We start from the raw sequence: 22,309 nt of genomic DNA, 5'->3' as shown, positions 1-22,309 counted from the left end.
CGCTCAGGAGGCGCCGTCGCCTAACGGAAGCACCACCTTAAATCGAACACCGCTTCCGTCCGGCAAATTCTCCGCGCTGATGCTGCCGCCATGAAACTCAGCGATGAGCCGGCTGACATACAAGCCAAGCCCCAGATGGCCCTCTTGGGCACCCGAGTGGGGGCGGGACGAAACCATCGAAACGAAGAGACTGGCTATCACCGTAGCGGGTATTTGCGGCCCCATGTTTTGAATTGAAACGATAACTTGATGGGAATCGGCGCGTAGCGAGACCACAATAGGTGTACCGGGCATGGCGAAATCGACAGCGTTCTGCACGAGCTTGTCGAGCATTTGGGCAACGGCATCAGGAATTCCATGAAACGGAATCGGCGTATCCAAATTTGGCTCGAAGCTGATATGACGTGGCGAAGTTGTTGCGTAAGCCATGCGGTAGCCATCAACGCATCCCCTCACCACTTTTACCAGATCAAAGTTCTCTCTTTCGGTGTCTCGAAGCATGCTCTCCAGTTGGGTCGCTTCCGCCATCCGAGAAATCAATGCCGATAAACGAGAGACGCCTTCGCCAGCACGATCAACGTAGATTCGATCCTCTTCCGTCAGACTGCCGGACTTCAAATTGTCCAGCGACGAACGTACCACCGCAACGGGAGTACGCAACTCATGGGACAGTCGAGCCGCCATCTGTTCCAGATAGCCGTTGTAGCGCCCCAGCCGCTGAAGAGTTGCATCCAGCGTATGCGCAAGTGCACTGATTTCATCGTCCGTTGCCGAGCCGGAAATGCGCCCTGTAATCCGGCCATGGGAATCAATCGCTGCGTCGGCCTCGGTTTGCAGCCGGCGTACGCGAAAAGCCAGGCGCCATGCAAAGCCCAGCAGAGCGACAAATCCGACAAGAAATACAATCACCGTCGTTGTCAGCAGAGACTCAAGCGCCGCAAACTTGATGGATTGACTGCTGCCGGTCGTCTCTTCCAATACCACCGCACCAATGATGCTATCTCCCTGCCATATCGGCTGCGCCACCGATAGAATCACGCCGGATCCTTCGCTGACCATTCGCCAGCGCGCATTGGGTTCACCCACCAGCGCGCGATCAACTTGCGACATCACCGCTCGTTGCGCAAATCCTGCCTCTTCATGGGCGTGATTACTCGAATCAACTGCCACCAGCCCTACAAGTGGTCGTATCAAGCGGGAGTACATTTTCGCAAGAAAGTCGCCTTCATGCTCTACATGCTCGCTCGTTAGGCGATTGGCCAGGACACCTGCCAGGCCTCTCACCTGTGAATTCGAATCCACTACCCAGATCCGCGACGCACTATTGGCAACAACGTTCAGAACGCGCTCGATGTCTTCGGAGGGTACGTACGCAACGCCCAGGTTGGCGGCGGTCTCCGGGTCTGCGCTGCTGAACATCGCGAGCAATCGTCGGCGCTCAATTTCCTCGGTCGCAGCGCTGGCACTGGTCCCGTGAAATAGTTGCGGTCGATCCGAAAGCGTCGCCGACAAGAGTCTTGCCGCGCTGACAAGCACCTGCTCCTGTCCAGTGCGCAGGCTGCGGTCCATCTCCTGAATGAAACGAAAGCCGATGAATGGAATCAGCAAAAGCAGCAGCGCGACCAACAGGAGTTTCGCGCGAATGCTGCGAAAGAATGGTGGCGTTTTCATGCGAGTTACTATGCCGCCATGAGCGTCGGGTACCGATCGTCAAAATCAAGCACTGGCGCGGCATCCATGGCATTTATGCCTGAAACGCCGCTACAGCCCTTGATTTCTCCCCGCGTTCAGGCTGCATGCCAGCGATAGCCCATGCCGTACACCGTCTCAATTTCATCGAACGATGTATCGGCCGCCAGGAATTTCTTGCGAATGCGTTTGAGATGCGACGTAATCGTGTTGTCATCCACGGTGAGCTCGGCCTCACGCATTAATTGATCGCGGTTTTTCACATGGCCGGGAAATTTCACTAGTGCGTGAATCATCCAGAATTCCGTGACGGTCAAGCCGACCTCACTTCCCTTCCATGTCACCGCGAGTTTGTTGATGTCCAGCGTCAGGTCGCCGCGATGCAGAATATCCTCCGCGCGCGACGGCTGCTTCGCCGCATCCAGCCTGCGGAAAAGTGCCGCAATGCGCGCCAACAGGTGCGGCATGCTCACGTCCTTGGTCACGTAGTCATCGGCACCGAGCCGCAAGCCGGAAACGACATCAAAATCGCTGTCGCGTGCGGAAAGAAAAATGATGGGCAATGTTGCCGAGAGCCCGCGTAAATCGCGGCATAGCGTAAAGCCGCCGTCGATTTCATCGCCGAGTCCGATATCGAGAATGGCCAAGTCAGGCAAACGGGTTTTGAACGCAATCGTTGCTTGCGCGCGATCTTCGTGCGACTCGACCTCGTAACCGCTGCGCTTCAATGCGTCGCTGTAGTTTTGGCGGATGGCTGCGTCGTCTTCGACTATGGCTATGCGTTTCATCATGATTCCGTTCGGTATGTGATCGGACTATACCCCACGCGTCGGCATGCGACGTGCCGATGCGGTGCGGATCATTTTTTCGCCACATTTCTCCTTCAGCCCGTCACTATCTTCTCCCGGTCTTGCCCGCATCAAGGCGCCCAATGCTTATCTCGATATCAACACTTGGAGGCCGCCATGAAAATGATTTTGGAAAGCTCGCAAACGTCACAACAAACCAGGCCCGTCCGCGTGCAACTTGTCGCTTGGGACCTTTTCAAGATGCTTGTTACCGCAATTCTGTGTGGTCTCGCCGTTAGCATCGCCGCCGCCGGAGTTGCGCTAATGCTTGCTGGCAACGCCGAAGCGCGCGTATTGCGAAAAGAGCCCGTCAAAGATGTTGCGACACAACCGATTGCGCAAAGCATCGATCTTGCCGAAACGGACGACAATGACCTTTTACCTACTCCTGGTGCGCTACTGCTCAGCGATGGATGCGAGAGCGTTTCACTGGTCGCAATCGAACGCGATTGGAATGTGCGTATCGATGGCAAGCGTGTCAAGGTGCGGGTAATGCAGACCTTCCAACTGCCCGCCGAGGCGGTGGAGATGGCGACTTTCCATGTGCAACTGGTCAAGGGTGCGCGCATGCAAAGCCTGGACGCGCAATCCTCGACGAGAGACTGGTCTGGCTACTTGCTGAGCGCAGAGGAGTACGAACGGCTAACGCCGGCTCAGTATTTGCACTTTTCCCGTACAAAAATACTGACGTCGCACTCCGTGCGCGGTACCGTCATGACCAGTCCCTTTCTCGGTCTGAGGTCGGAAGATCTGTTCACCATCGCATACAGCTACGAAATGATATTGGATAGTGGAGACGGCATGTCTGCCTTTGTGCTGCCACTTGAGACAGCAGAAGAATACAACGACCACGGCCTCGCGGCTCCAGCCAAAGGCGAGGGGACTTTCCTTGCTAAAAAGGGAAATGCCTATCCAACCCGTGGCGCGGTGTGGGTTAATTGGATCAGCCACAGACCATCGCGTGTCTTCGGTTTGCCGGTTGAAGTAGATCTTGAGATGTCAAACTCCCGCATCGAAGGCTTCTCGTGGGCGACCCGCGAAATTCATCCCGGCGCGCGCTTTCAAATTGCGTGGGCGCTGTAAACATTCAAGGCCGGACAAAACGCAAGACCGTGCACTAACGCACCCAAGAACCTCGGAGCCGGACGCCTGCGCTCATTGCAAACTCCTCTGCGGAGCGCAGGTGTCCTCTGGGCCAATAAAATTCACCGGAGAATAAATTGCAAAGAAGCCTTTTGTTGCGCGTGGCATCCATCGGTTTCCTGATGGCGCTCTTGCTTGTCCCGCTGTGGATGATCGGCGGTATCGTTTCGGAGCGCCAGCATTTACAGCGACAGGTAGATGAAACGATCGCAAGCAGTTTCGCCGGCCCTCAGCGCCTGGCGGGTCCGCTGCTGGTGATTCCGTATCTTGAGCGTGAACTCGTCATGGGCACCGATGAAAAGGGCAAGGAAACCAAACGAATCATCGAGCACTCGCATCAGATCCTGTTGGTTCCCGAGCAATTGACCTACGATGGCGCGGCCGACGTCGAAGCGAAATATAAAGGCCTGTACAAGACCTTGGTGTACCAAACAAAAGGCGTCTGGCGGGCGCGATTCGAGGTGCCCGCCAATCTGGGGCTCGAACACAACGCGTCCCGCTTCACGATTGGAAGTGCCTTCCTCGCACTTGGGTTGAGCGACGTGAGAGGGCTGCGGGGCTCACCCAAAGTCGCCTGGAGCGGCCAGGAAATCACGGTCAAGAATGGCACGAATGTAGACGCACTCGGCAATGGATTGCACGCCGACGTGGGTGATCTGACTGCGCGTGAAGTTCGCCAATATGAAGTCACTGTCAGCCTGGATCTGGCGGGAATGCGCTCACTGGCGTTTGCGCCGATCGGGAAAAACAATGTCGTCCAATTGCGCGCCGCCTGGCCTCATCCAAATTTCGGGGGACGATTTCTGCCTCAGACCAAACAGATTGACGAGCAGGGGTTCAGCGCGCGCTGGGAAGTATCCCACCTCTCCAGCAGGAACAGCGATCTACTGCAGCACGGCTTAAAGGAGCCGAATTCGCTTGAGGCGTTCGATGTCTCGTTTATCGAGCCGGTCAATATCTATCAGCAAGCGGAGCGTGCCGTGAAATACGGTGTCCTTTTCATTGCCCTCACATTTGCGGCATTCTTTCTGTTCGAAATCTTGAAAGACCTGCGAATTCATCCGCTGCAATACGGATTGGTGGGGCTCGCGCTGGCAGTATTTTTCCTGTTGCTGGTCAGCCTCTCCGAGCACATCATTTTTCTGCATGCGTATTTGGCCGCCAGCGTTTCCTGTGTATTGCTGATTGGCTATTATCTTTCGCATGTGCTGGGCGGCTGGCGGCGTGGTGCGGCGTTCGCCATAAAACTTGCCCTGCTGTACGTCGTGCTCTACGGCCTGCTGCTGTCTGAAGAAAACGCATTGATGTTGGGATCACTGCTGTTATTCGTGGCGCTGGCGGCAATCATGGTGCTGACGCGGCGGATCGATTGGTACCGGCTGGGTGCCAGCAAAAAAGCGCTGCCGGAATAGCGTCCTCTGCCCAGTCACCGAAAGAATTTCCCCTAGAAAGGCGAATACTGTATATTAATACAGTATTCGCCTTTTCTCAAACGGGAGCGACGATGACATTACCCACGACCAATCATGCATCAGGATACCAACGCGACCAGATTCACAAGGGCCGCGGCGCGGCGCTGAATCTGGAAGGCCGCTTTGAGCAATGGCAGCGCGACGCATTTGATGACGGCTGGCTTGCCGATGTCGCCGACGAAAACCAGCTGAAAAGCGTGGTCACGAAGGAAACTGCCAAGAGCATCATTACGCGCAATGATTCACCCGATATCCCGTTTCGCTATTCGCTGAATCCCTATCGCGGCTGCGAACACGGTTGTATCTACTGCTTTGCGCGACCATCACACGCCTATCTGGGACTCTCGCCGGGGCTGGATTTTGAGACGCGGCTATTTGCGAAAGTAAACGCGCCGGAATTGCTGCGATCGGAATTGTCGAAAGCGAGCTTCCAAACGGATGTCATCAGCATTGGTGTCAATACCGATGCGTACCAGCCATGTGAAAAGAAATACCAATTGACGCGCAAGGTGCTGGAAGTGGCTGCTGAATTCAATCAGGCAGTCAGCCTGATCACCAAGTCTGCATTGATCGAACGCGATATCGACATTCTGCAAAGCCTGAGCGAGCACAATCTCGTCCACGTGACGATTTCCATTACCACCATTGATCATCATATCTCGCGCTACCTTGAGCCGCGATCGGCCGCGCCCGCGCGACGAATGCAGACCATCAAGCGGCTCGCGGAAGCAGGTATTCCGGTCGGTATCAATGTCGCGCCAGTGATTCCCTTTCTCACCGATCACGAAATGGAAAAGCTGCTGGAGCAGGGCCGCAACATGGGGGCTACTTCCGCCGGCTACATCCTGTTGCGCTTGCCCTGGGAATTGAAGGAGTTGTTTCGCAACTGGCTCGAGAGTCATTTCCCGCTCAAGGCCGCGCATGTCATGTCGCGGGTGCAGGAAATGCGCGGCGGCGCCGACAACGATCCGAATTTTGGCTCGCGGATGGTCGGCGAGGGCATCTTCGCGCGATTGCTCGAGCAGCGCTTTGCCAAGGCGTGTCAGCGATTCGATTTGAATAGTGCGGGTAGACGGCAGATCGAGCGTCTGGACACATCAAAATTTGCCGTGCCCGGACAACCGGTGCAGGGTCAGCTAACCTGGTAAGGGGAGTGTGCTCCACGCAGGTTGCTGCGACATGGATCGCCGCCACGCACGTGCGCCAGGCAGGCCGCGATACAGTCCCAGCGTGTGGCGCAGGATTGAATGTGGGGGCACGCCTTTGAGTGATTGTTTGGCAACGTAGATTGCCGTTGCCGCTTCAACCGCCTCGCGCGTGACAGAGCCTTCCGGCGCGCCAAAGAATTCATGATCGAATCCCGCGAGCCAATAGGGATTGTGATACGCCTCTCGCCCGATCATCACGCCATCGACATGTTCGAGGTGCCCGTGAATTTCTGCCGACGTTTTGATGCCGCCGTTGATCACCATCGTCAGATGCGGAAACTCCTGTTTCAGTCGATAAACGTGTTCATACCTGAGTGGTGGCACTTCCCGATTTTGCTTGGGACTCAGCCCTTTGAGAATGGCATTGCGGGCATGCACGATGAATACATTGCAACCCGCTTCACTGACGGCGCCGACAAAATCGCGTACGAACCCATAGTCGTCGAGTTTGTCGATACCGATACGGTGCTTGACCGTCACCGGCAGCGAGACCGCATCCACCATTGCTTTCACGCAATCGGCTACCAGCTTCGGTTCGGCCATCAGGCAGGCGCCGAAACTGCCGCGCTGCACGCGTTCCGACGGGCAGCCGCAATTCAGGTTTATCTCGTCATAGCCCCAGCGCTCGCCCAGTTTCGCGCAAATGGCGAGGTCCGCGGGTTCGCTGCCGCCCAGTTGCAGCGCAACCGGATGCTCCTCGGTGTTGAAATCGAGATGGCGCGGCTGATCGCCATGGATCAGCGCGCCCGTGGTCACCATTTCGGTGTAAAGGCGGGTGCGTTTGCTGAGCAGGCGATGGAAATAGCGGCAATGACGGTCGGTCCAGTCCATCATCGGCGCAACAGAAATGCGGAACGGGGCGTGCTGAGAATCAGACATCACGCCATTTTAGCAGCCGTGTCTTAGGGCAAAATGTGGGCATGACTGCGGCCCAAAGCAAAGAAATCCTGAAACAAGCCGTCGACGCGCTCCTGCGCGGCGAATTGGTCGCGCTGCCAACGGAGACCGTCTATGGTCTCGGCGCGGACGCCGCGGATGAACTGGCCGTTGCGCGCATTTTCGAGGCCAAGGGCCGCCCCGCCGCGCACCCCTTGATCGTGCACGTGGCCAGGAACACGCCGCTGGACAAGTGGGCGATTGATATCCCGCCAATCGCGCACAAATTGATCGACGCGTTCTGGCCGGGCCCGCTCACGCTGATCCTGAAGAAATCGGCGCGAATTCCGCTTAGTGTCACCGGCGGGCAGGATACCGTCGGCATCCGATGCCCCGCGCATCCGCTTGCCCAGAAATTGTTGACCGCATTCGCCAAAGCCGGCAGTGGAATCATTGCTGCGCCGTCCGCGAATAGATTTGGCCACGTCTCACCAACGACCGCGCAGCACGTGCGCGACGAGTTCGGCGACAAGTTCCTGGTACTCGATGGCGGCCCGTGTGAAGTCGGCATCGAATCCACCATACTCGATCTGTCGCGCATGAAGACATTGAAGCGGCCAGTCGTGTTGCGCCCCGGCGCGATCACGCCGGAAATGATTCGCGCGGTGATCGGCGAAATGCCTTTGCAACCGGACGAAGTGCCCGCGCCCAAGACATCAACCATCAAGCCGGGTACACCACGTGTCTCGGGGTCCCTCGCCGCGCACTACGCACCGATGACGCCGCTGAAACTCTTGGACGCGGCCGCGCTGCAAACGGAAATGGACGCGCAACTGAACGTCGGCAAACGCGTGGCGGTACTGGGATTTTCCGCCAAGCCGCGGGTCAAGCCATCGCCCGTCGGCGTGGGGGTGCGCAATGCCCGGCAGCTGGTGTGGATCTCCGCCGACGCCGATCCCGCCAGTTATGCGCAAGGTCTCTATGCCAATCTGCGCACGCTCGATGCGGCGCAAACGAGTGTTATTCTGGTTGAGGCGCCACCGATAACGCCTGCGTGGGACGCAATCAACGACCGCCTGCGCCGCGCGGCAGTGGGCTCTGGCAGGAAATTGCCCGCGACAAAGTCAGGCTAGTGTGAAATGTTCAGTGACGACGCCGGTGACTGCGCCGGTGTGGTCACGCGTTCGCTCTTCGAAAGCCACCTCGCGGCGTGACGAGATACTGAGGACAGTCGAACAGCGCGTGCCGTATTTCTCCGTAACGATCATTGCAGGCGACAGAACCCGTTCCCATTCCTGCCCTACACCCGTATTGGGAAGCGAAGCGTCGGGCGCGAACTCGTCATTCGACAGTAGATCGTAGATCGCCATTTGACGGGCTTCTTCATGCATTTTCGTCCGGAGAGCCGCTTCCAGAGCGGACTTTGCCTTTTCCACCTTCGGCCAAGGCTCGTTCAACATATGATTCGACAGCGCGTGTACACCCGCTGGAACGTCGAGTATTTCACCGGTGCGGCTGCTGAAATATTGAAGTACATCACCGTCACCGGCCAGCAGATTGAAGCCCTGATACAGCGGCGCCATGACCTGCAGCTGACGCAGATAGTCGTGAGCGTTTGCGGCGCCCGCCAGAAAATCGCTGACAAGTTGCCCGCGGGAAGGCGCATCGGACTTGCGATTGGAAGGATCGCGAAAGTTGGTCAGCGCGGCGAAGCGGCCGCGTCGGGAAATTCCCAACCACGTGCCCCCGGCCTTGAGATCGCGGCCGGCAAGAATGTCAGGGTGATCCGCCCACCACGCAGCGGGCGATGCGGGCCGGTCGTACCATTCGTCGCGGTTGGCCGCCAAGATGAGCGGATAGTCCGGATGAGTTTTCCACGCAAAGGCAATAAGGCACATGAGTTCCTACAACTCCGTCCGCAAATCCCACAACTCCGGAAACAGCCGCACCTCCAACATCGCCTTCAGGTAGCCAACACCCGCCGTCCCACCCGTGCCGCGCTTGAAGCCGATGATGCGCTGGACAGTCGTGACGTGGCGGTGACGCCATTGCCGCACGTAGTCTTCGAGATCGACCAGCTTCTCGGCGAGTTCGTACAAATCCCAATGCTGCTTCGGCTCCGCATACACCGCGCGCCATGCGGCCATCACCGATGCGTTGCTTGTGTAAGGCAACGACCAGTCACGTTCGGTGGCGTCAACATCCAGCAAGAATCCGCGCCGCGCCAGCAGGCGAATGGCTTCGTCGTAAAGCGACGGCCCATTGAGCAGGCCCGACAACATCGCGTGGATTTCGGTGCGATGTTCAAACGGTTTCAACAGCGCGGCATTCTTGTTGCCGAATACAAACTCGAGAGCGCGATACTGATGCGATTGAAACCCGGAAGACTTGCCGAGACTTTCGCGAAACGCTGAATACTCGGTAGGCGTGAGCGTCGAAAGAATATCCCAAGCCTGGATCAGGTTGTTCATGATGCGCGACACGCGCGCCAGCATCTTGAACGCCGGCGCCAGGTCTCCGGCAATCACCTGCGCGCGTGCGGCGAGCAATTCGTGCAGCATCAGCTTCATCCAGAGTTCAGTGGTCTGATGCTGGATGATGAACAACAATTCGTTGTGCTCTTTGGAGAGCGGCTTCTGCGCGGCAAGCAGTTGATCGAGCCCGAGGTAATCCCCGTAGCTCATTTCATTGCGAAAATTATCGAAGGCGCCTTCGGGAAGGCCAGCCTTATTCGTCATGACACTTTCCCAGCGAAATAAACCGAAACACAAGTGCTGGCGGGCATTTCATGGCAAATATGCTCTGAAAGCCGCGCCAGTGCTGGTGTTTGTCTGTTAAGTTCAATAGAGCGGCAATGTCGCCTTGAGCACCGACCCGGTTTGCGACTCGGTGATGAAGATCTCATTTGGATGCTGTGGATGAATCGCAACGTTGGTCGTCCAGTCGCCGCGCGAAGAATCGATGCGGTACTTCGCTTCGCCACGCTTGTCGAATTGCCACACGCAGCCGAGGCCGTGATGCGCGACGTACAACCCATTTTCGTGATCGATCGCGATTCCGTCCGGGCCGAACCCGCCGGAGAGCTGAATGAACTTGCCGACCTTGGACACGCCACCATCGACCAGCGGCACGCGCCAGATGGCGTTGTCGCGCGTGACGGCGACAAAAAGAAAATGCTGGTCCTCGCTCAGCACCAGGCCATTGGGGCTGGGAATATTTGACAGCAGTTGCTGCACGCTGCCATCCGCTTTCAGGCGATACACGGCGCCGCTGGGATCATGCAATCCGCTCTGGCCCTGGTCGGTGAAATAGATATCGCCGTTGCGGGCAAGCGTCAGGTCATTCACGCCTTTGAAGCGCTGTGAAACATGGTGCGTAACAAGCGGTGCCACACGCCGTGATTCCACATCCATTTCAAGCAGGCCATGCCGGTAGTCGGCAATGATCAGCCGGCCATCCGGATGGAACTTGAGTCCGTTGGGCCAGCCGTCATATTTGACGATGAGATCCCATTCGCCGGTGGGTGTGATGCGAAAAATGCGACCGAAGGGGATATCCACCACCCACAAGTTTCCTTGCACATCGAAACACGGCCCTTCGAGAAAGCTGTGAATGTCCTTGCCGTGAAGGTTCGCTTCCACCCACGGGTTATGCGCGCCCGATTCGTGCAGATAGGCGGGCAATTCAAAAGCGGTTTCAGTCGTGAGTGACAGCGGAGCGTTGAACATGAGCGGCAATGTGATGGAATCGAAGCGCCATTATGCGTCATCGCAAACGGCTTCGTCACATATGCGAGGGCAGCCAGGTGATGATTCCCGGGAAGAAGTAAATCAACAGGACCGCCGCCATCATCAGGAAGAAAAACGGCAAGGCAACGCGGGCGATGTAGCCGATGTCGCGTTGGGTCATGCCCTGCAGCACAAACAGATTGAATCCCACCGGTGGCGTGATCTGTGCCATCTCGACCACCAGCACGATAAAGATGCCAAACCAGATCGCATCGATTCCCGCCTTCTGGATGGTCGGCAGGATCACGCCCATGGTCAGCACCACCATGGAAATGCCATCCAGAAAACAGCCAAGGATGATGTAGAAAATCATCAATCCGAACAGCAGCCAGAAGGGCGAGAGGCCCAGCCCGCCAATCCACTCCGCCAGATGCCGCGGCAGTCCGATATAGCCCATCGCCAGCGTGAGGAACGCTGCACCGGCGAGAATCAAGGCAATCATGCAATAGAGGCGCGTCGCCCCCATCAGGCTCACCGCAAAAGTCTGCCAGTTCATCGACCCCTGCACCGACGATAACGCCAGCGAACCCACCACACCGAGCGCCGCGGCCTCCGTGGCGGTGGCCACGCCCACGTAGATTGAGCCCAGCACCAATGCGATGAGCAGCACGACGGGAATGAGATGGCGCGACTCGTGGAGTTTCTGCACGAAACTGAGTGTGGTATCCGGCTGCGGAATCTTGTCCGGGTTCAGCAGCGACCAGACAATCACGTAGCCCATGAACAGGCTGGCCAGCAACAAGCCGGGAAAGACACCGGCGATGAACAGCCGCGTGATCGACGTATCTGATGCGACGCCGTACACGATCATGATGATGGACGGCGGAATCAAAAGGCCCAGCGTACCGGCGCCGGCCAGGGAGCCGATGGTGATGTCGTCGGGGTAGCCGCGCTTTTTCAGCTCTGGCAGGGTCATCTTGCCGATGGTGGCACAGGTCGCCGCACTCGAACCCGATACCGCCGCGAAAATGGTGCAGCCGATGACGTTGGTGTGCAGCAGCCGGCCGGGAAGGCGGCTGACCCACGGCGCGAGCCCCTTGAACATGTCCTCGGAAAGTTTGGTGCGAAACAGGATCTCGCCCATCCAGATGAACAGCGGCAGCGCCGTCAATGTCCACGATGACGCCGAGCCCCAGATGGTGACCGCCATCGCGTCGCCTACCGGGCGGGTGGTGAAGAGCTCCATGCCGATCCATGCGACGCCGAGCAGGCCGAGTCCGATCCACACGCCGGTACCCAGGAGCAGAAACAGGAACGCAATGAGTGCCGCCGCAATCAGCAGGTCCACGACTACTCCATCAACTTGAGTTCGCCTGACTCGGCGGGTTGATTCTTTTGCCCAGAGGCAAGCAGGACCAATTCATCCAGTATCGCGATAAACAGCACGATCGCGCCGGCGGCCATCGCCATCTGCGGAAGCCACAGCGGCGTGGCGTCATTGCCCTGCGAAATATCATTGAACACGTATGACTGGTAGACGAGGCGCGCGGAAAAGAACGCAAACGCGCCGGAGAAAAAGGTTGCGATCGCATGCGCGATCAGTTCCAGGCCATGACGGCCCTTCGCGCCCAGCCGTTCGAGGATCAGCGTGACGCGTATGTGCTCGCCGCGTTTGAGCGTATGCGCCAACGCCAGAAAGCCCGCCGCTGCCATGCAATAGCCGGCGTATGCATCCGAGCCGCGCAGATTGAATTGAAATATCCGGCCCAATACGCTGGCCAGCACCATCAGCAGGGTGCCGATCATGAACAACGCGGCCAGGACACCTGCCGCGTTGTACAAGAAATCCAGCGATTTGCGCACGCGTGGAGCCAAGTTGCCTCAGCGATCGTGCCGTCTACTTGCGATACGCGTCCAGCACCGCTTTGGCATCCGCCCCCGCGCTCTTTTCCCACTCAGCCAGCATGGTTGCACCGATCTTCTTCAGGTCCGCTTTCAGTGCCGCGCTGAGCGGCACAACATTCATGCCGTTCTTCGCCATGATTTCCCGGGTTTCAGTGTCGCGCGCTTCGGAACGTTGCCAGCCGCGCGTCTCGGCGTCCGCCGCCGCCTTCAGCACGGTATCCTGCGTGGCCTTGTCGAGGGCGTCGAATGCTTTCTGATTGACCACCACCAGATTCTTCGGCAGCCACGCCTGTGCATCGTAGTAGTACGCGCCTTTACCCATCGAGTCCCATACCTTGATGTCCACGCCTGTTGCTCCCGAGGTCATGTGGGCCTCCACCACGCCGGTCGACAGCGCCTGCGCCAATTCGGCTGCCTGGATCGTCGCAGGCTGCGCACCCAGCAATTCACCGATGCGGTTAGTCTGCGGGCTATACGCGCGCCATTTCACGCCCTTCAGGTCGGCAGCGCTGGTGACGGCTTTTTTCGAGTACACGCCCTGCGGCGGCCACGCAACGCCGTACAGCACCTTGATGCCTTGCTTGCCAAGCCGCTGTTCGATGGCGCTCTTCGACACTTTCCATAGTTTCAACGCCTGCGGATAGCTGTCAGCCAGGAAAGGCACTGAATCGATGCCGTACATCGCGTCTTCATTGGCTAGCGCCGGCAGCAGGAATTCGCCCGCCTGTGCCTGACCCGATTGCACGGCGCGCTTGATCTCGTTCTGTTTGAATAGGGAACCGTTATCGTGAACCGTGATCTTCAGTTTTCCGCTGGTGGCTTTGTCGACATCGGCAGCGAACTGCTTTACGTTTTCGGTATGGAAGTTCGTCGGCGCATAGCCGGTGGGCATGTCCCACTTGGTTTGCGCGGATGCGTTGCCCGCCACCAACAAGCCGGCAACGGCCAACAGCGAAAAAGCTCGATTCATGATTTCTCCTCGTCGTAAGGGGGATGTGGCAATTGGACTTGCTATCATGTTTAGTTTAGCAGTACACCAATCAACTCTTCATGAACGCAAACACTCGCGCACGCGCCCGACCCGGCAAATGGCAGTTCTGGATCGACCGCGGCGGCACCTTTACCGATATCGTTGCCCGGACGCCCGACGGCACGTTGGTCACCCACAAACTGCTCTCGGAAAATCCGGAGCAGTATCGCGACGCCGCCGTCGCGGGCATACGCCAATTGCTCGGCGTCAACCAGGACTCACCGATTCCGGTTGAGCACATCGACGCAGTGAAAATGGGCACCACGGTGGCGACCAATGCGTTGCTCGAGCGCAAAGGCGAACCCACCGTGCTGGCCATCACCAAGGGCTTCCGCGATCAATTGCGCATCGGCTACCAGAACCGCCCGCGTATCTTTGACCGGCAGATCAGGTTGCCCGAATTACTGTACACGGAAGTATTTGAAGTCAGTGAGCGCATCGGCGCACGTGGCGAGATGGTCGCGCCGCTCGATGAGGCGGCAACAATCAGTGCCCTGAGAGCCGCGTGGAATAAGGGTTTCCGGGCAATCGCCATCGTCTTCATGCATGGCTATCGCTTTACCCGACACGAAAAACGCGTGGCGGAACTGGCGCGCGATATCGGCTTCACGCAGGTGTCGACCTCCCATGAAGTCAGCCCGATGATGAAAATAGTGTCGCGTGGCGATACCACGGTGGTCGATGCGTATCTTTCGCCCATCCTCAAGCGCTACGTCGATCAGGTGGCGGCCGAACTGCCCGGTACGCGCGTGATGTTCATGCAGTCCAATGGTGGCCTGACCGACGCGCACAAATTCCAGGGCAAGGATTCGATCCTCTCGGGCCCGGCCGGCGGCATCATCGGCATGGTGCGCACGGCGGCCATTGCCGGCTTCGACAAAATTATCGGCTTCGACATGGGCGGCACCAGCACCGACGTTTCGCACTATGCGGGCGAACTGGAGCGCGAGTTCGATACGCAGGTTGCGGGTGTCAGGATGCGCGCGCCGATGATGTCGATCCACACCATCGCCGCCGGTGGTGGTTCGATCCTGCATTTTGATGGCCAGCGTTACCGAGTTGGGCCGGATTCGGCCGGCGCCAATCCTGGGCCGGCCTGTTATCGACGCGGGGGACCGCTGACGGTGACCGATTGCAACGTCATGCTGGGCAAGATTCAGCCGCAACATTTTCCAATGCTGTTTGGCCCGGACGGTGGTCAAGCGCTCGATGCGGAAATCGTGCGCGAAAAATTCCTGGCGCTCGCGGAAAACATTGAGCGCGCAACCGGGAAGAGATCCACGCCGGAAGATGTGGCGGAAGGTTTCTTGCAGATCGCCGTGGCCAATATGGCGAACGCAATTAAATTCATATCCGTGCAGCGCGGACACGATGTGACTGAATATACGCTCCACTGTTTCGGTGGTGCCGGCGGACAGCACGCCTGTCTGGTCGCGGATGAACTGGGAATGACGCGTGTTTACATTCATCCGCTGGCCGGCGTGTTGTCCGCATATGGCATGGGACTGGCAGACATCACCGCCATGCGCGAGAAGGCGGTCGAGATCCCGTTGGATGACGAGTGCCTCCAACGGCTCGATTTTGAGCTGAGCGAATTGTCAGGTAAGGCGGTGGCTGAAGTATCCGCGCAAGGTGTGGTGGCGGACAACATCAGCGTCAAGCGTCGCGTGCACCTTCGCTACGACGGTACCGATTCCGCGTTGATCGTTGACTTCGGTGACATCTCCGCCATGCGCCACGACTTCAACGCGGCGTACCAGAAACGCTTCAGCTTCCTGATGGAAGGCCGCGCGCTGATTGCCGAGGCAGTGAGCTGCGAGGCGATCGGCGCCACCGATTCACCCTTGACGCAAGCGGTTGATGCAGCGGGAGCAATCGATGCAGCTGCCATCGCCCGTGTTGCCATCGTCAGCGGCGGAAAGCGCCATGACGCGCCCCTTTACGTCCGCGAGCAACTTGCCATCGGCCAGGAAATCCAGGGGCCGGTAATCATCGCGGAAAAAAATGCGACCACGATTGTCGAACCTGGCTGGAAGGCAGAAGTCACCCCGCTGAATCACCTCATACTGACACGTGTGATGGCACGCAATGTGCGCTATGCGCTCGGAACAAAGGCTGACCCGGTCATGCTGGAAGTCTTCAATAATCTGTTCATGTCGATCGCCGAGCAGATGGGATTGCGGCTGGCCAATACGGCCTACTCGGTAAATATCAAGGAACGTCTGGACTTCAGCTGCGCACTGTTCGACGCCGACGGAAATCTCATCGCCAACGCACCGCACATGCCGGTGCACCTGGGCTCGATGGGCGAGAGCATCAAGACCGTCGTGCGCAAGAATGCGGGCCGGATGAAGAGGGGCGATGTGTATGTGCTGAACGATCCGTATAACGGCGGCACACATTTACCGGACGTGACCGTCGTCACGCCGGTGTTTAGTGACGACGCCGAGGAAATTCTGTTTTATGTCGGGTCTCGCGGTCATCACGCCGACATCGGCGGCATCACGCCGGGTTCGATGCCGCCCTTCTCGAAAACTATTGAAGACGAGGGAGTGCTACTCGACAACGTCAAGTTGGTTGAGAACGGCGTGATGCTTGAGGCGGATATGCGTGCCCGATTGGCGGGGGCCAGATACCCCGCCCGCAATCCGGACCAGAACATCGCCGACCTGCGCGCGCAGATTGCCGCCAATGAAAAAGGCGTGCAGGAACTTCGCCGCATGGTGGCCCACTTCGGCCTCGACATCGTCAAGGCTTACATGGCGCACGTGCAGGACAACGCGGAAGAAAGCGTGCGGCGCATCATCGGTGCGCTGAAGGACGGCGCATTCGCCTACGAAATGGACAACAGCGCGGTGATCAATGTGAAGATCACTGTCGGCGCGGACCAACGCAACGCCACGATCGATTTCACCGGCACGTCCGCCGAGCTTGAATCGAACTTCAACGCGCCATCCGCCGTGGTCTATGCGGCCGTGCTGTATGTGTTTCGCATGCTGGTGGATAGCGACATTCCGCTGAACGCGGGTTGCCTGAAGCCACTTACGATCATCATCCCCGATGGATCAATGCTTAATCCTCGCCCTCCCGCTGCCACCGTGGCGGGCAACGTGGAAACCTCGCAGTGCATCACGGATGCGCTGATCGGCGCTCTCAAGGTGATGGCCGCAAGCTACGGCACCATGAACAACGTCACCTTCGGCAACGATCAGTACCAGTATTACGAAACCGTTTCCGGCGGCACTGGTGCCGGCCCGGGCTTCGATGGCTGCGATACCGTACAGGCACACATGACCAACTCGCGCCTGACCGACCCCGAGATTCTGGAATGGCGCTACCCCGTGCAGGTAGAAGAGCATTCGATTCGTACGGGCAGCGGTGGTGCCGGCAAGTGGAAAGGCGGTAACGGTGCGACTCGCAGAATCCGTTTCCTGGAGCCGATGACGGCGGCGATTCTTGCCGGGCACCGGCGCGTTCCGAACTTCGGCATGGCGGGCGGCAAGGAAGGTGGGCTTGGACGCACGTGGATAGAACGCATGGACGGTTCGCGCACCGGGCTTTCCTATTCGGATGAGACGCAGGTGAATGCAGGTGATGTGTTTGTCCTGGAAACACCGGGCGGCGGCGGCTACGGTGCAATTGATCCATCGCAAATCTGATCGCGGCGCTGTGCTGGCATACATGCGGGCATGCATGCTGGCATGCATTTTTCCGAGCAAAAAAATCAGCGGGTTAAAACGTACTCCTAGAAACTACAAAATTCGATTGCTTAATTTGTGTGCGCCTATAAAATAGGCGGCCTTCCTTGCGATATCGCAATCCGGAAATCGGCATTCACATCGTGCAAATCGGCAACATCCCGCTTCGTAATAATCTGATCGTCGCGCCCATGGCGGGTGTGACGGATCGCCCGTTTCGCCAGCTCTGCAAACGGCTGGGCGCGGGTATGGCGGTGAGCGAGATGGTGGCGTCGGATTGTCGCCTGTGGGCGACAGAAAAGTCGCTGCGTCGTGGCGATCACACCGGCGAAGTCGATCCCATAGTTGTACAGATTGCCGGCGCCGCGCCGGAAATGATGGCGGACGCCGCGCGCTACAACGTCGACAAAGGCGCGCACATCATTGATATCAACATGGGTTGCCCGGCCAAGAAAGTGTGCAAGGTCGATGCCGGCTCGGCGCTGATGCGCGATGAATTGCTGGTCGGCAAAATTCTTGAGGCAGTTGTTAACGCCGTAGCGGTTCCTGTCACGGTCAAGATTCGTACCGGTTGGGATCGCGATCACAAGAACGCGCTTACCATCGCGCGCATCGCCGAGCAGAGCGGTATACAGTCGCTGGCCGTTCACGGCAGGACGCGAAGTGATCTCTACGAAGGCGCCGCCGAATACGACACCATTCGCGCCGTCAAACAAAACGTGACGATTCCGGTGATCGCCAACGGCGACATTGATTCACCGGAAAAGGCGCGCTTGGTGCTGGCCTACACCGGTTGCGATGCGGTGATGATTGGCCGTGCGGCGCAAGGCCGACCGTGGATCTTTCGCGAGATCGCGCATTATTTGCAGACCGGAAGGCATCTTGCCGCGCCGACGAACGCCGAGATTCACGCGATTGCATCCCGGCACTTGATGGAGTTGCACGCGTTCTACGGGGAATACAAAGGCGTTCGTATTGCCAGGAAACACATCGGCTGGTATCTGGCCGGACTCCCGGGAGGCGCGGAATTTCGCCACGCCATGAATGTAATTGAAGACGCAGATACACAGATTGCGGCGCTCGATCGTTTTTTCGTGCGCTTGATGAATGGAGAAGCGGCAGCCTGGAGAAAGGCTGCCTAGGGGGCGGTATCAAAAAAAAAAAGTAAAACAAGAACAACAGAAAAATAATCAGGGAAATGAAGATATGAATGTGCAACGTGACACCCGTGACAGCGAACTTTCCGCCTGTGTGCGGAAGATGATGAGCCAGTACTTTAAGGATCTTGATGGCGAAGACGTCACCAATATCTATGAAATGGTGGTCGCCAATATCGAGCGTCCGTTGCTCGAAGTGGTGCTGCATCACGCCGAGGGCAACCAGACCCGCGCGGCGGAATTGCTCGGGCTGAATCGCAATACGCTGCGCAAGAAACTCAATCAGCACGGCATAGAATAAGTCAGGACCGGTGGCCGGCATGTGAGTGCCATTTGCGAACATCTTCCCGTCGCGCCTCACCCGGTCACCCAGAATCTGTCATCCGTCTTCCTTTACTTTCAATAAAGCCCATGTCTACCCACTCCCTTCCGATAAAACGTGCCCTCCTTAGTGTTTCAGACAAAACCGGCATTGTCGAATTTGCCAAATTTCTTGCCAGTTGCGATGTAAAGATTCTTTCCACCGGTGGCACCGCCAAGCTGCTGGCCGAAAATGGCGTTAAAGTGGTGGAAGTCGGTGACTACACCGGCTTTCCGGAAATGATGGATGGCCGCGTCAAAACGCTGCACCCCAAGGTACATGGCGGCATCCTCGCGCGCCGTGATCTCGCGCATCACACCCAGGCGATGCAAGAGCACGAGATTCCGCCGATCGATATGGTAGTGGTGAATCTTTATCCATTCGCCGCAACCGTTGCCAAGCCCGATTGCACGTTTGACGATGCCATTGAGAATATCGACATTGGCGGTCCGGCGATGGTGCGGGCATCAGCCAAGAATCACGCTTTCGTCACGATCGTCACGGATACCGCGGATTACGCGGCGATCACCGCCGAGATGAAAGCAAATCAGGCATCGCTGTCCGGCGCGACCCGCCTGATGCTCGCCAAGAAAGCATTTGCCCACACCGCCGAATACGACGGCATGATCAGCACCTACCTGTCGTCACTTGACGAGGCGGGCAAGCGCCGCACCTTTCCCGACAAATTGCATCTCACCTTCACCAAGGCGCAGGACATGCGCTACGGCGAGAATCCGCATCAAAGCGCCGCGTTCTACGTGGAAAAGCATCCGGCGGCCGGCACGCTGGCGAATTTCAAGCAGCTGCAGGGCAAGGAACTTTCCTACAACAACATCGCCGATGCCGACGCTGCATGGCAATGCTGCCGCACCTTCGATGTGCCGGCTTGCGTGATCGTCAAACACGCCAATCCCTGTGGCGTAGCCATCGCCGACGCGGCATTGACGGCTTACCTGCGTGCGCTGGAAACCGATCCCACGTCGGCTTTCGGCGGCATCATTGCGTTCAACCGCGAAGTCGATGGCCCCACGGCAGAGGCGGTGGCCAAGCAATTCGTCGAAGTTGTGCTGGCGCCGTCGTTCAGCGCGGACGCAAAGAAAGTATTTGCGTCCAAACAGAATGTGCGGCTGCTGACGATTCCGATTTCCCGCGCTGTCGGTGATGTGGACATGAAGCGTGTCGGCGGTGGCCTGCTGGTGCAGAGTTCGGATGATTTCGATGTGGCCCAACTGAAGGTGGTGACCCAACGCAAGCCGACCCCCGAGGAAATGAACGACCTCATATTTGCTTTCCGCGTCGCCAAGTTCGTCAAATCCAATGCGATCGTGTTCTGCCGCTACGGCATGACGCTGGGCGTGGGCGCGGGACAAATGAGCCGCGTGGATTCGACCAAGATCGCCGCGATCAAGGCGCAGCATGCGGGGCTGTCATTGCAGGGTTCTGTCGCGGCCAGCGATGCGTTCTTCCCGTTCCGAGATGGGCTGGATGTGATTGCCGATGCGGGCGCGACAGCGGTGATTCAGCCGGGCGGGTCGATGCGTGATGAAGAAGTGATTGCGGCAGCGAATGAGCATGGCATATCGATGGTCATCACTGGCATGCGGCATTTCCGTCACTAATGTGGCGCTTTGCCATTGCACTGACGTCTGCTGTCATCGGTGGCGCATTGTTTGGCATAGGCGGAGCCTTTTTCCAAGGCATGGTGCCGAACGATGCAACGCGTTGGGCATTCTATTTTTTGTTCGGCATTCCGGTCTGGATTGCGGCTGAGATATTTGGTGAGGCGCTCTTTATGGTTATAGTTCCCTCTGCAATCCGGCATTGGGGAAATATTGCACGCACCGCATATCTCGCATTTATTGCTTGCGTGACGATTGCCTCGGCACTCATTACTTCGGCCAAAATTACTTCATGAAACTCCTCGTCATCGGCTCCGGCGGCCGCGAACATGCCCTCGCGTGGCGCCTCACGCAAAACCCCAATGTGCAGTGCGTCTACGTCGCGCCCGGCAATGCCGGTACTGCGCATGAAGATGGACTGGTCAACGTCAACCTCAGCGCTATTGCCGACCTGCTGAGATTTGCGCAGGACGAGAAAATCCATCTCACCGTGGTCGGCCCGGAAGCGCCGCTGGCGGCGGGCGTGGTCGATGCGTTCCAGGCAGCCGGGCAACGCATCTTCGGCCCAACGCAACGCGCCGCGCAACTCGAATCGTCAAAGGATTTCGCGAAGCAGTTCATGGTGCGGCACAAGATTCCCACGTCGAAATATGCAACATTCACCAACGCCGCCGAGGCGAGCGCGTACGTGGAGCGCGAGGGAGCGCCGATCGTGATCAAGGCCGACGGGCTTGCGGCGGGCAAGGGCGTGGTGGTGGCGATGACGTTGGGTGACGCGCTGGATGCCATCAAGGCGATGTTTGCCGGCAACACCGGTAGCGGTGCGGGCAAGGAGGGCGCGCGAGTCGTCATCGAAGAATTCATGGAAGGCGAGGAAGCCAGTTTCATCTGCATGTGCGACGGCGTCCACGCCTTGCCGTTTGCGTCTTCACAAGACCACAAGCGCATTTTCGATGGCGACATGGGCCCGAATACCGGCGGCATGGGCGCGTACTCACCCGCGCCGGTCGTCACACCCGAGGTGCACGCGCGCACCATGCGCGAAATCATCATGCCGACCTTGCGCGGGATGGCGGCAGAGGGCGCGCCGTTCACCGGTTTTCTGTATGCGGGGCTGATGATCGATGAAGCCGGTTTACCGCGTGTCGTTGAATTCAATGCGCGCATGGGGGACCCGGAAACGCAGCCGATCATGATGCGCTTGAAGAGCGATTTTCTGACGCTGGTCGAACACGCCATCGATGGCAAGCTCGACCAGATCGACGCCGAGTGGGATCGCCGCGCGGCGTTGGGCGTGGTGATGGCGGCGGCCGGTTACCCGGAATCGCCGGCGAAAGGTGACAAGATCAGTGGATTGCCAAAAGCGACCGACGACGCGCGCGTGTTTCACGCGGGTACCACCGAGAAGGATGGCAACGTCGTTACCAACGGTGGGCGCGTGCTGTGCGTGACGGCGCTGGGCGACACGGTGAAGATTGCGCAGCAGCGCGCGTATCAGTTGCTGGAGCCGATACGCTTCAATGGCATGCAGTACCGGCGCGATATCGGCTATCGTGCAATCGGGCGCCGGTAGCG

19 protein-coding genes are annotated in these 22,309 nt (G+C 58.2%); 10 read left to right on the top strand and 9 right to left on the bottom strand.

The genetic code is table 11. The features are described 5' to 3' along the window. Window positions 1-3 precede the first annotated feature (3 nt). Together IPP88_08565 and pdsR are read right to left on the bottom strand one after the other, a co-directional pair. The gene (locus tag IPP88_08565) at window positions 4-1,626 is read right to left on the bottom strand and encodes a hypothetical protein (GenBank protein MBL0122772.1); all 1,623 of its coding nucleotides are present in this window, start codon (window positions 1,624-1,626) and stop codon (window positions 4-6) included. Window positions 1,627-1,787: 161 nt separating this feature from the next. Next, window positions 1,788-2,477 carry a proteobacterial dedicated sortase system response regulator gene (gene pdsR, locus IPP88_08560; GenBank protein MBL0122771.1) on the bottom strand — a complete coding sequence of 230 codons (690 nt, stop codon included), beginning with the start codon at window positions 2,475-2,477 and terminating at the stop codon, window positions 1,788-1,790. Window positions 2,478-2,654: 177 nt separating this feature from the next. Between pdsR and IPP88_08555 the strand changes: the two genes are divergently transcribed. The 3 genes from IPP88_08555 to IPP88_08545 all read left to right on the top strand — a co-directional run bounded on the left by IPP88_08555 (window position 2,655) and on the right by IPP88_08545 (window position 6,300). After that, complete coding sequence (locus tag IPP88_08555) at window positions 2,655-3,620, top strand: hypothetical protein (GenBank protein ID MBL0122770.1); 966 nt, start codon at window positions 2,655-2,657, stop codon at window positions 3,618-3,620. A gap of 137 nt (window positions 3,621-3,757) precedes the next feature. Next, on the top strand, window positions 3,758-5,092 hold the full coding sequence (gene creD, locus IPP88_08550; GenBank protein ID MBL0122769.1) for a cell envelope integrity protein CreD: 1,335 nt from the start codon (window positions 3,758-3,760) through the stop codon (window positions 5,090-5,092). Between the two features lie 92 nt (window positions 5,093-5,184). Continuing rightward, on the top strand, window positions 5,185-6,300 hold the full coding sequence (locus tag IPP88_08545; protein MBL0122768.1) for a PA0069 family radical SAM protein: 1,116 nt from the start codon (window positions 5,185-5,187) through the stop codon (window positions 6,298-6,300). Here IPP88_08545 and dusA read toward each other — a convergent pair. After that, window positions 6,289-7,239 carry a tRNA dihydrouridine(20/20a) synthase DusA gene (gene dusA / locus IPP88_08540; protein MBL0122767.1) on the bottom strand — a complete coding sequence of 317 codons (951 nt, stop codon included), beginning with the start codon at window positions 7,237-7,239 and terminating at the stop codon, window positions 6,289-6,291. The genes IPP88_08545 and dusA overlap by 12 nt on opposite strands. A gap of 41 nt (window positions 7,240-7,280) precedes the next feature. Between dusA and IPP88_08535 the strand changes: the two genes are divergently transcribed. Further along, window positions 7,281-8,369, top strand: a complete 1,089-nt coding sequence (locus tag IPP88_08535) for a threonylcarbamoyl-AMP synthase (GenBank protein ID MBL0122766.1) — start codon at window positions 7,281-7,283, stop codon at window positions 8,367-8,369. On the opposite strand, the gene IPP88_08530 is transcribed toward IPP88_08535, so the two are convergent. From IPP88_08530 to IPP88_08505, 6 genes are all read right to left on the bottom strand, one after another. Next, on the bottom strand, window positions 8,361-9,134 hold the full coding sequence (locus IPP88_08530) for an NRDE family protein (protein MBL0122765.1): 774 nt from the start codon (window positions 9,132-9,134) through the stop codon (window positions 8,361-8,363). The genes IPP88_08535 and IPP88_08530 overlap by 9 nt on opposite strands. 6 nt (window positions 9,135-9,140) lie before the next feature. Then, window positions 9,141-9,974 carry a tryptophan 2,3-dioxygenase gene (gene kynA, locus IPP88_08525; protein ID MBL0122764.1) on the bottom strand — a complete coding sequence of 278 codons (834 nt, stop codon included), beginning with the start codon at window positions 9,972-9,974 and terminating at the stop codon, window positions 9,141-9,143. A 102-nt stretch (window positions 9,975-10,076) separates the two neighbouring features. After that, the gene (locus tag IPP88_08520; protein MBL0122763.1) at window positions 10,077-10,964 is read right to left on the bottom strand and encodes an SMP-30/gluconolactonase/LRE family protein; all 888 of its coding nucleotides are present in this window, start codon (window positions 10,962-10,964) and stop codon (window positions 10,077-10,079) included. Between the two features lie 55 nt (window positions 10,965-11,019). Then, window positions 11,020-12,312: a TRAP transporter large permease subunit gene (locus tag IPP88_08515; GenBank protein MBL0122762.1), complete on the bottom strand. Its 1,293-nt coding sequence runs from the start codon at window positions 12,310-12,312 to the stop codon at window positions 11,020-11,022. A 2-nt stretch (window positions 12,313-12,314) separates the two neighbouring features. Beyond that, a complete protein-coding gene (locus IPP88_08510; protein ID MBL0122761.1) occupies window positions 12,315-12,827 on the bottom strand; it encodes a TRAP transporter small permease in 513 nt (170 codons plus the stop codon). A gap of 34 nt (window positions 12,828-12,861) precedes the next feature. Continuing rightward, the gene (locus IPP88_08505; GenBank protein MBL0122760.1) at window positions 12,862-13,839 is read right to left on the bottom strand and encodes a TRAP transporter substrate-binding protein; all 978 of its coding nucleotides are present in this window, start codon (window positions 13,837-13,839) and stop codon (window positions 12,862-12,864) included. A gap of 80 nt (window positions 13,840-13,919) precedes the next feature. Here IPP88_08505 and IPP88_08500 point away from each other — a divergent pair, with 80 nt between their 5' ends. From IPP88_08500 to purD, 6 genes are all read left to right on the top strand, one after another. Then, on the top strand, window positions 13,920-17,558 hold the full coding sequence (locus IPP88_08500; GenBank protein ID MBL0122759.1) for a hydantoinase B/oxoprolinase family protein: 3,639 nt from the start codon (window positions 13,920-13,922) through the stop codon (window positions 17,556-17,558). A gap of 182 nt (window positions 17,559-17,740) precedes the next feature. Next, entirely contained in the window at window positions 17,741-18,739 is a 999-nt protein-coding gene (dusB, locus tag IPP88_08495) for a tRNA dihydrouridine synthase DusB (GenBank protein MBL0122758.1), read from the top strand. Then, window positions 18,705-19,055 carry a DNA-binding transcriptional regulator Fis gene (gene fis, locus IPP88_08490; GenBank protein MBL0122757.1) on the top strand — a complete coding sequence of 117 codons (351 nt, stop codon included), beginning with the start codon at window positions 18,705-18,707 and terminating at the stop codon, window positions 19,053-19,055. The genes dusB and fis overlap by 35 nt, the downstream gene beginning before the upstream one ends. A 110-nt stretch (window positions 19,056-19,165) precedes the next feature. Then, window positions 19,166-20,734 carry a bifunctional phosphoribosylaminoimidazolecarboxamide formyltransferase/IMP cyclohydrolase gene (gene purH, locus IPP88_08485; protein MBL0122756.1) on the top strand — a complete coding sequence of 523 codons (1,569 nt, stop codon included), beginning with the start codon at window positions 19,166-19,168 and terminating at the stop codon, window positions 20,732-20,734. After that, window positions 20,734-21,030, top strand: coding sequence for a hypothetical protein (locus IPP88_08480; GenBank protein ID MBL0122755.1), 297 nt, complete (start codon window positions 20,734-20,736; stop codon window positions 21,028-21,030). Before purH ends, IPP88_08480 begins: the two co-directional genes overlap by 1 nt. After that, a complete protein-coding gene (gene purD / locus IPP88_08475; GenBank protein ID MBL0122754.1) occupies window positions 21,027-22,307 on the top strand; it encodes a phosphoribosylamine--glycine ligase in 1,281 nt (426 codons plus the stop codon). Before IPP88_08480 ends, purD begins: the two co-directional genes overlap by 4 nt. Window positions 22,308-22,309 lie beyond the last annotated feature (2 nt).

It is taken from the genome of Betaproteobacteria bacterium, from assembly GCA_016720925.1.
Taxonomy (GTDB): domain Bacteria; phylum Pseudomonadota; class Gammaproteobacteria; order Burkholderiales; family Usitatibacteraceae; genus UKL13-2.
This window is presented reverse-complemented; position numbering and strand designations above follow the sequence as displayed.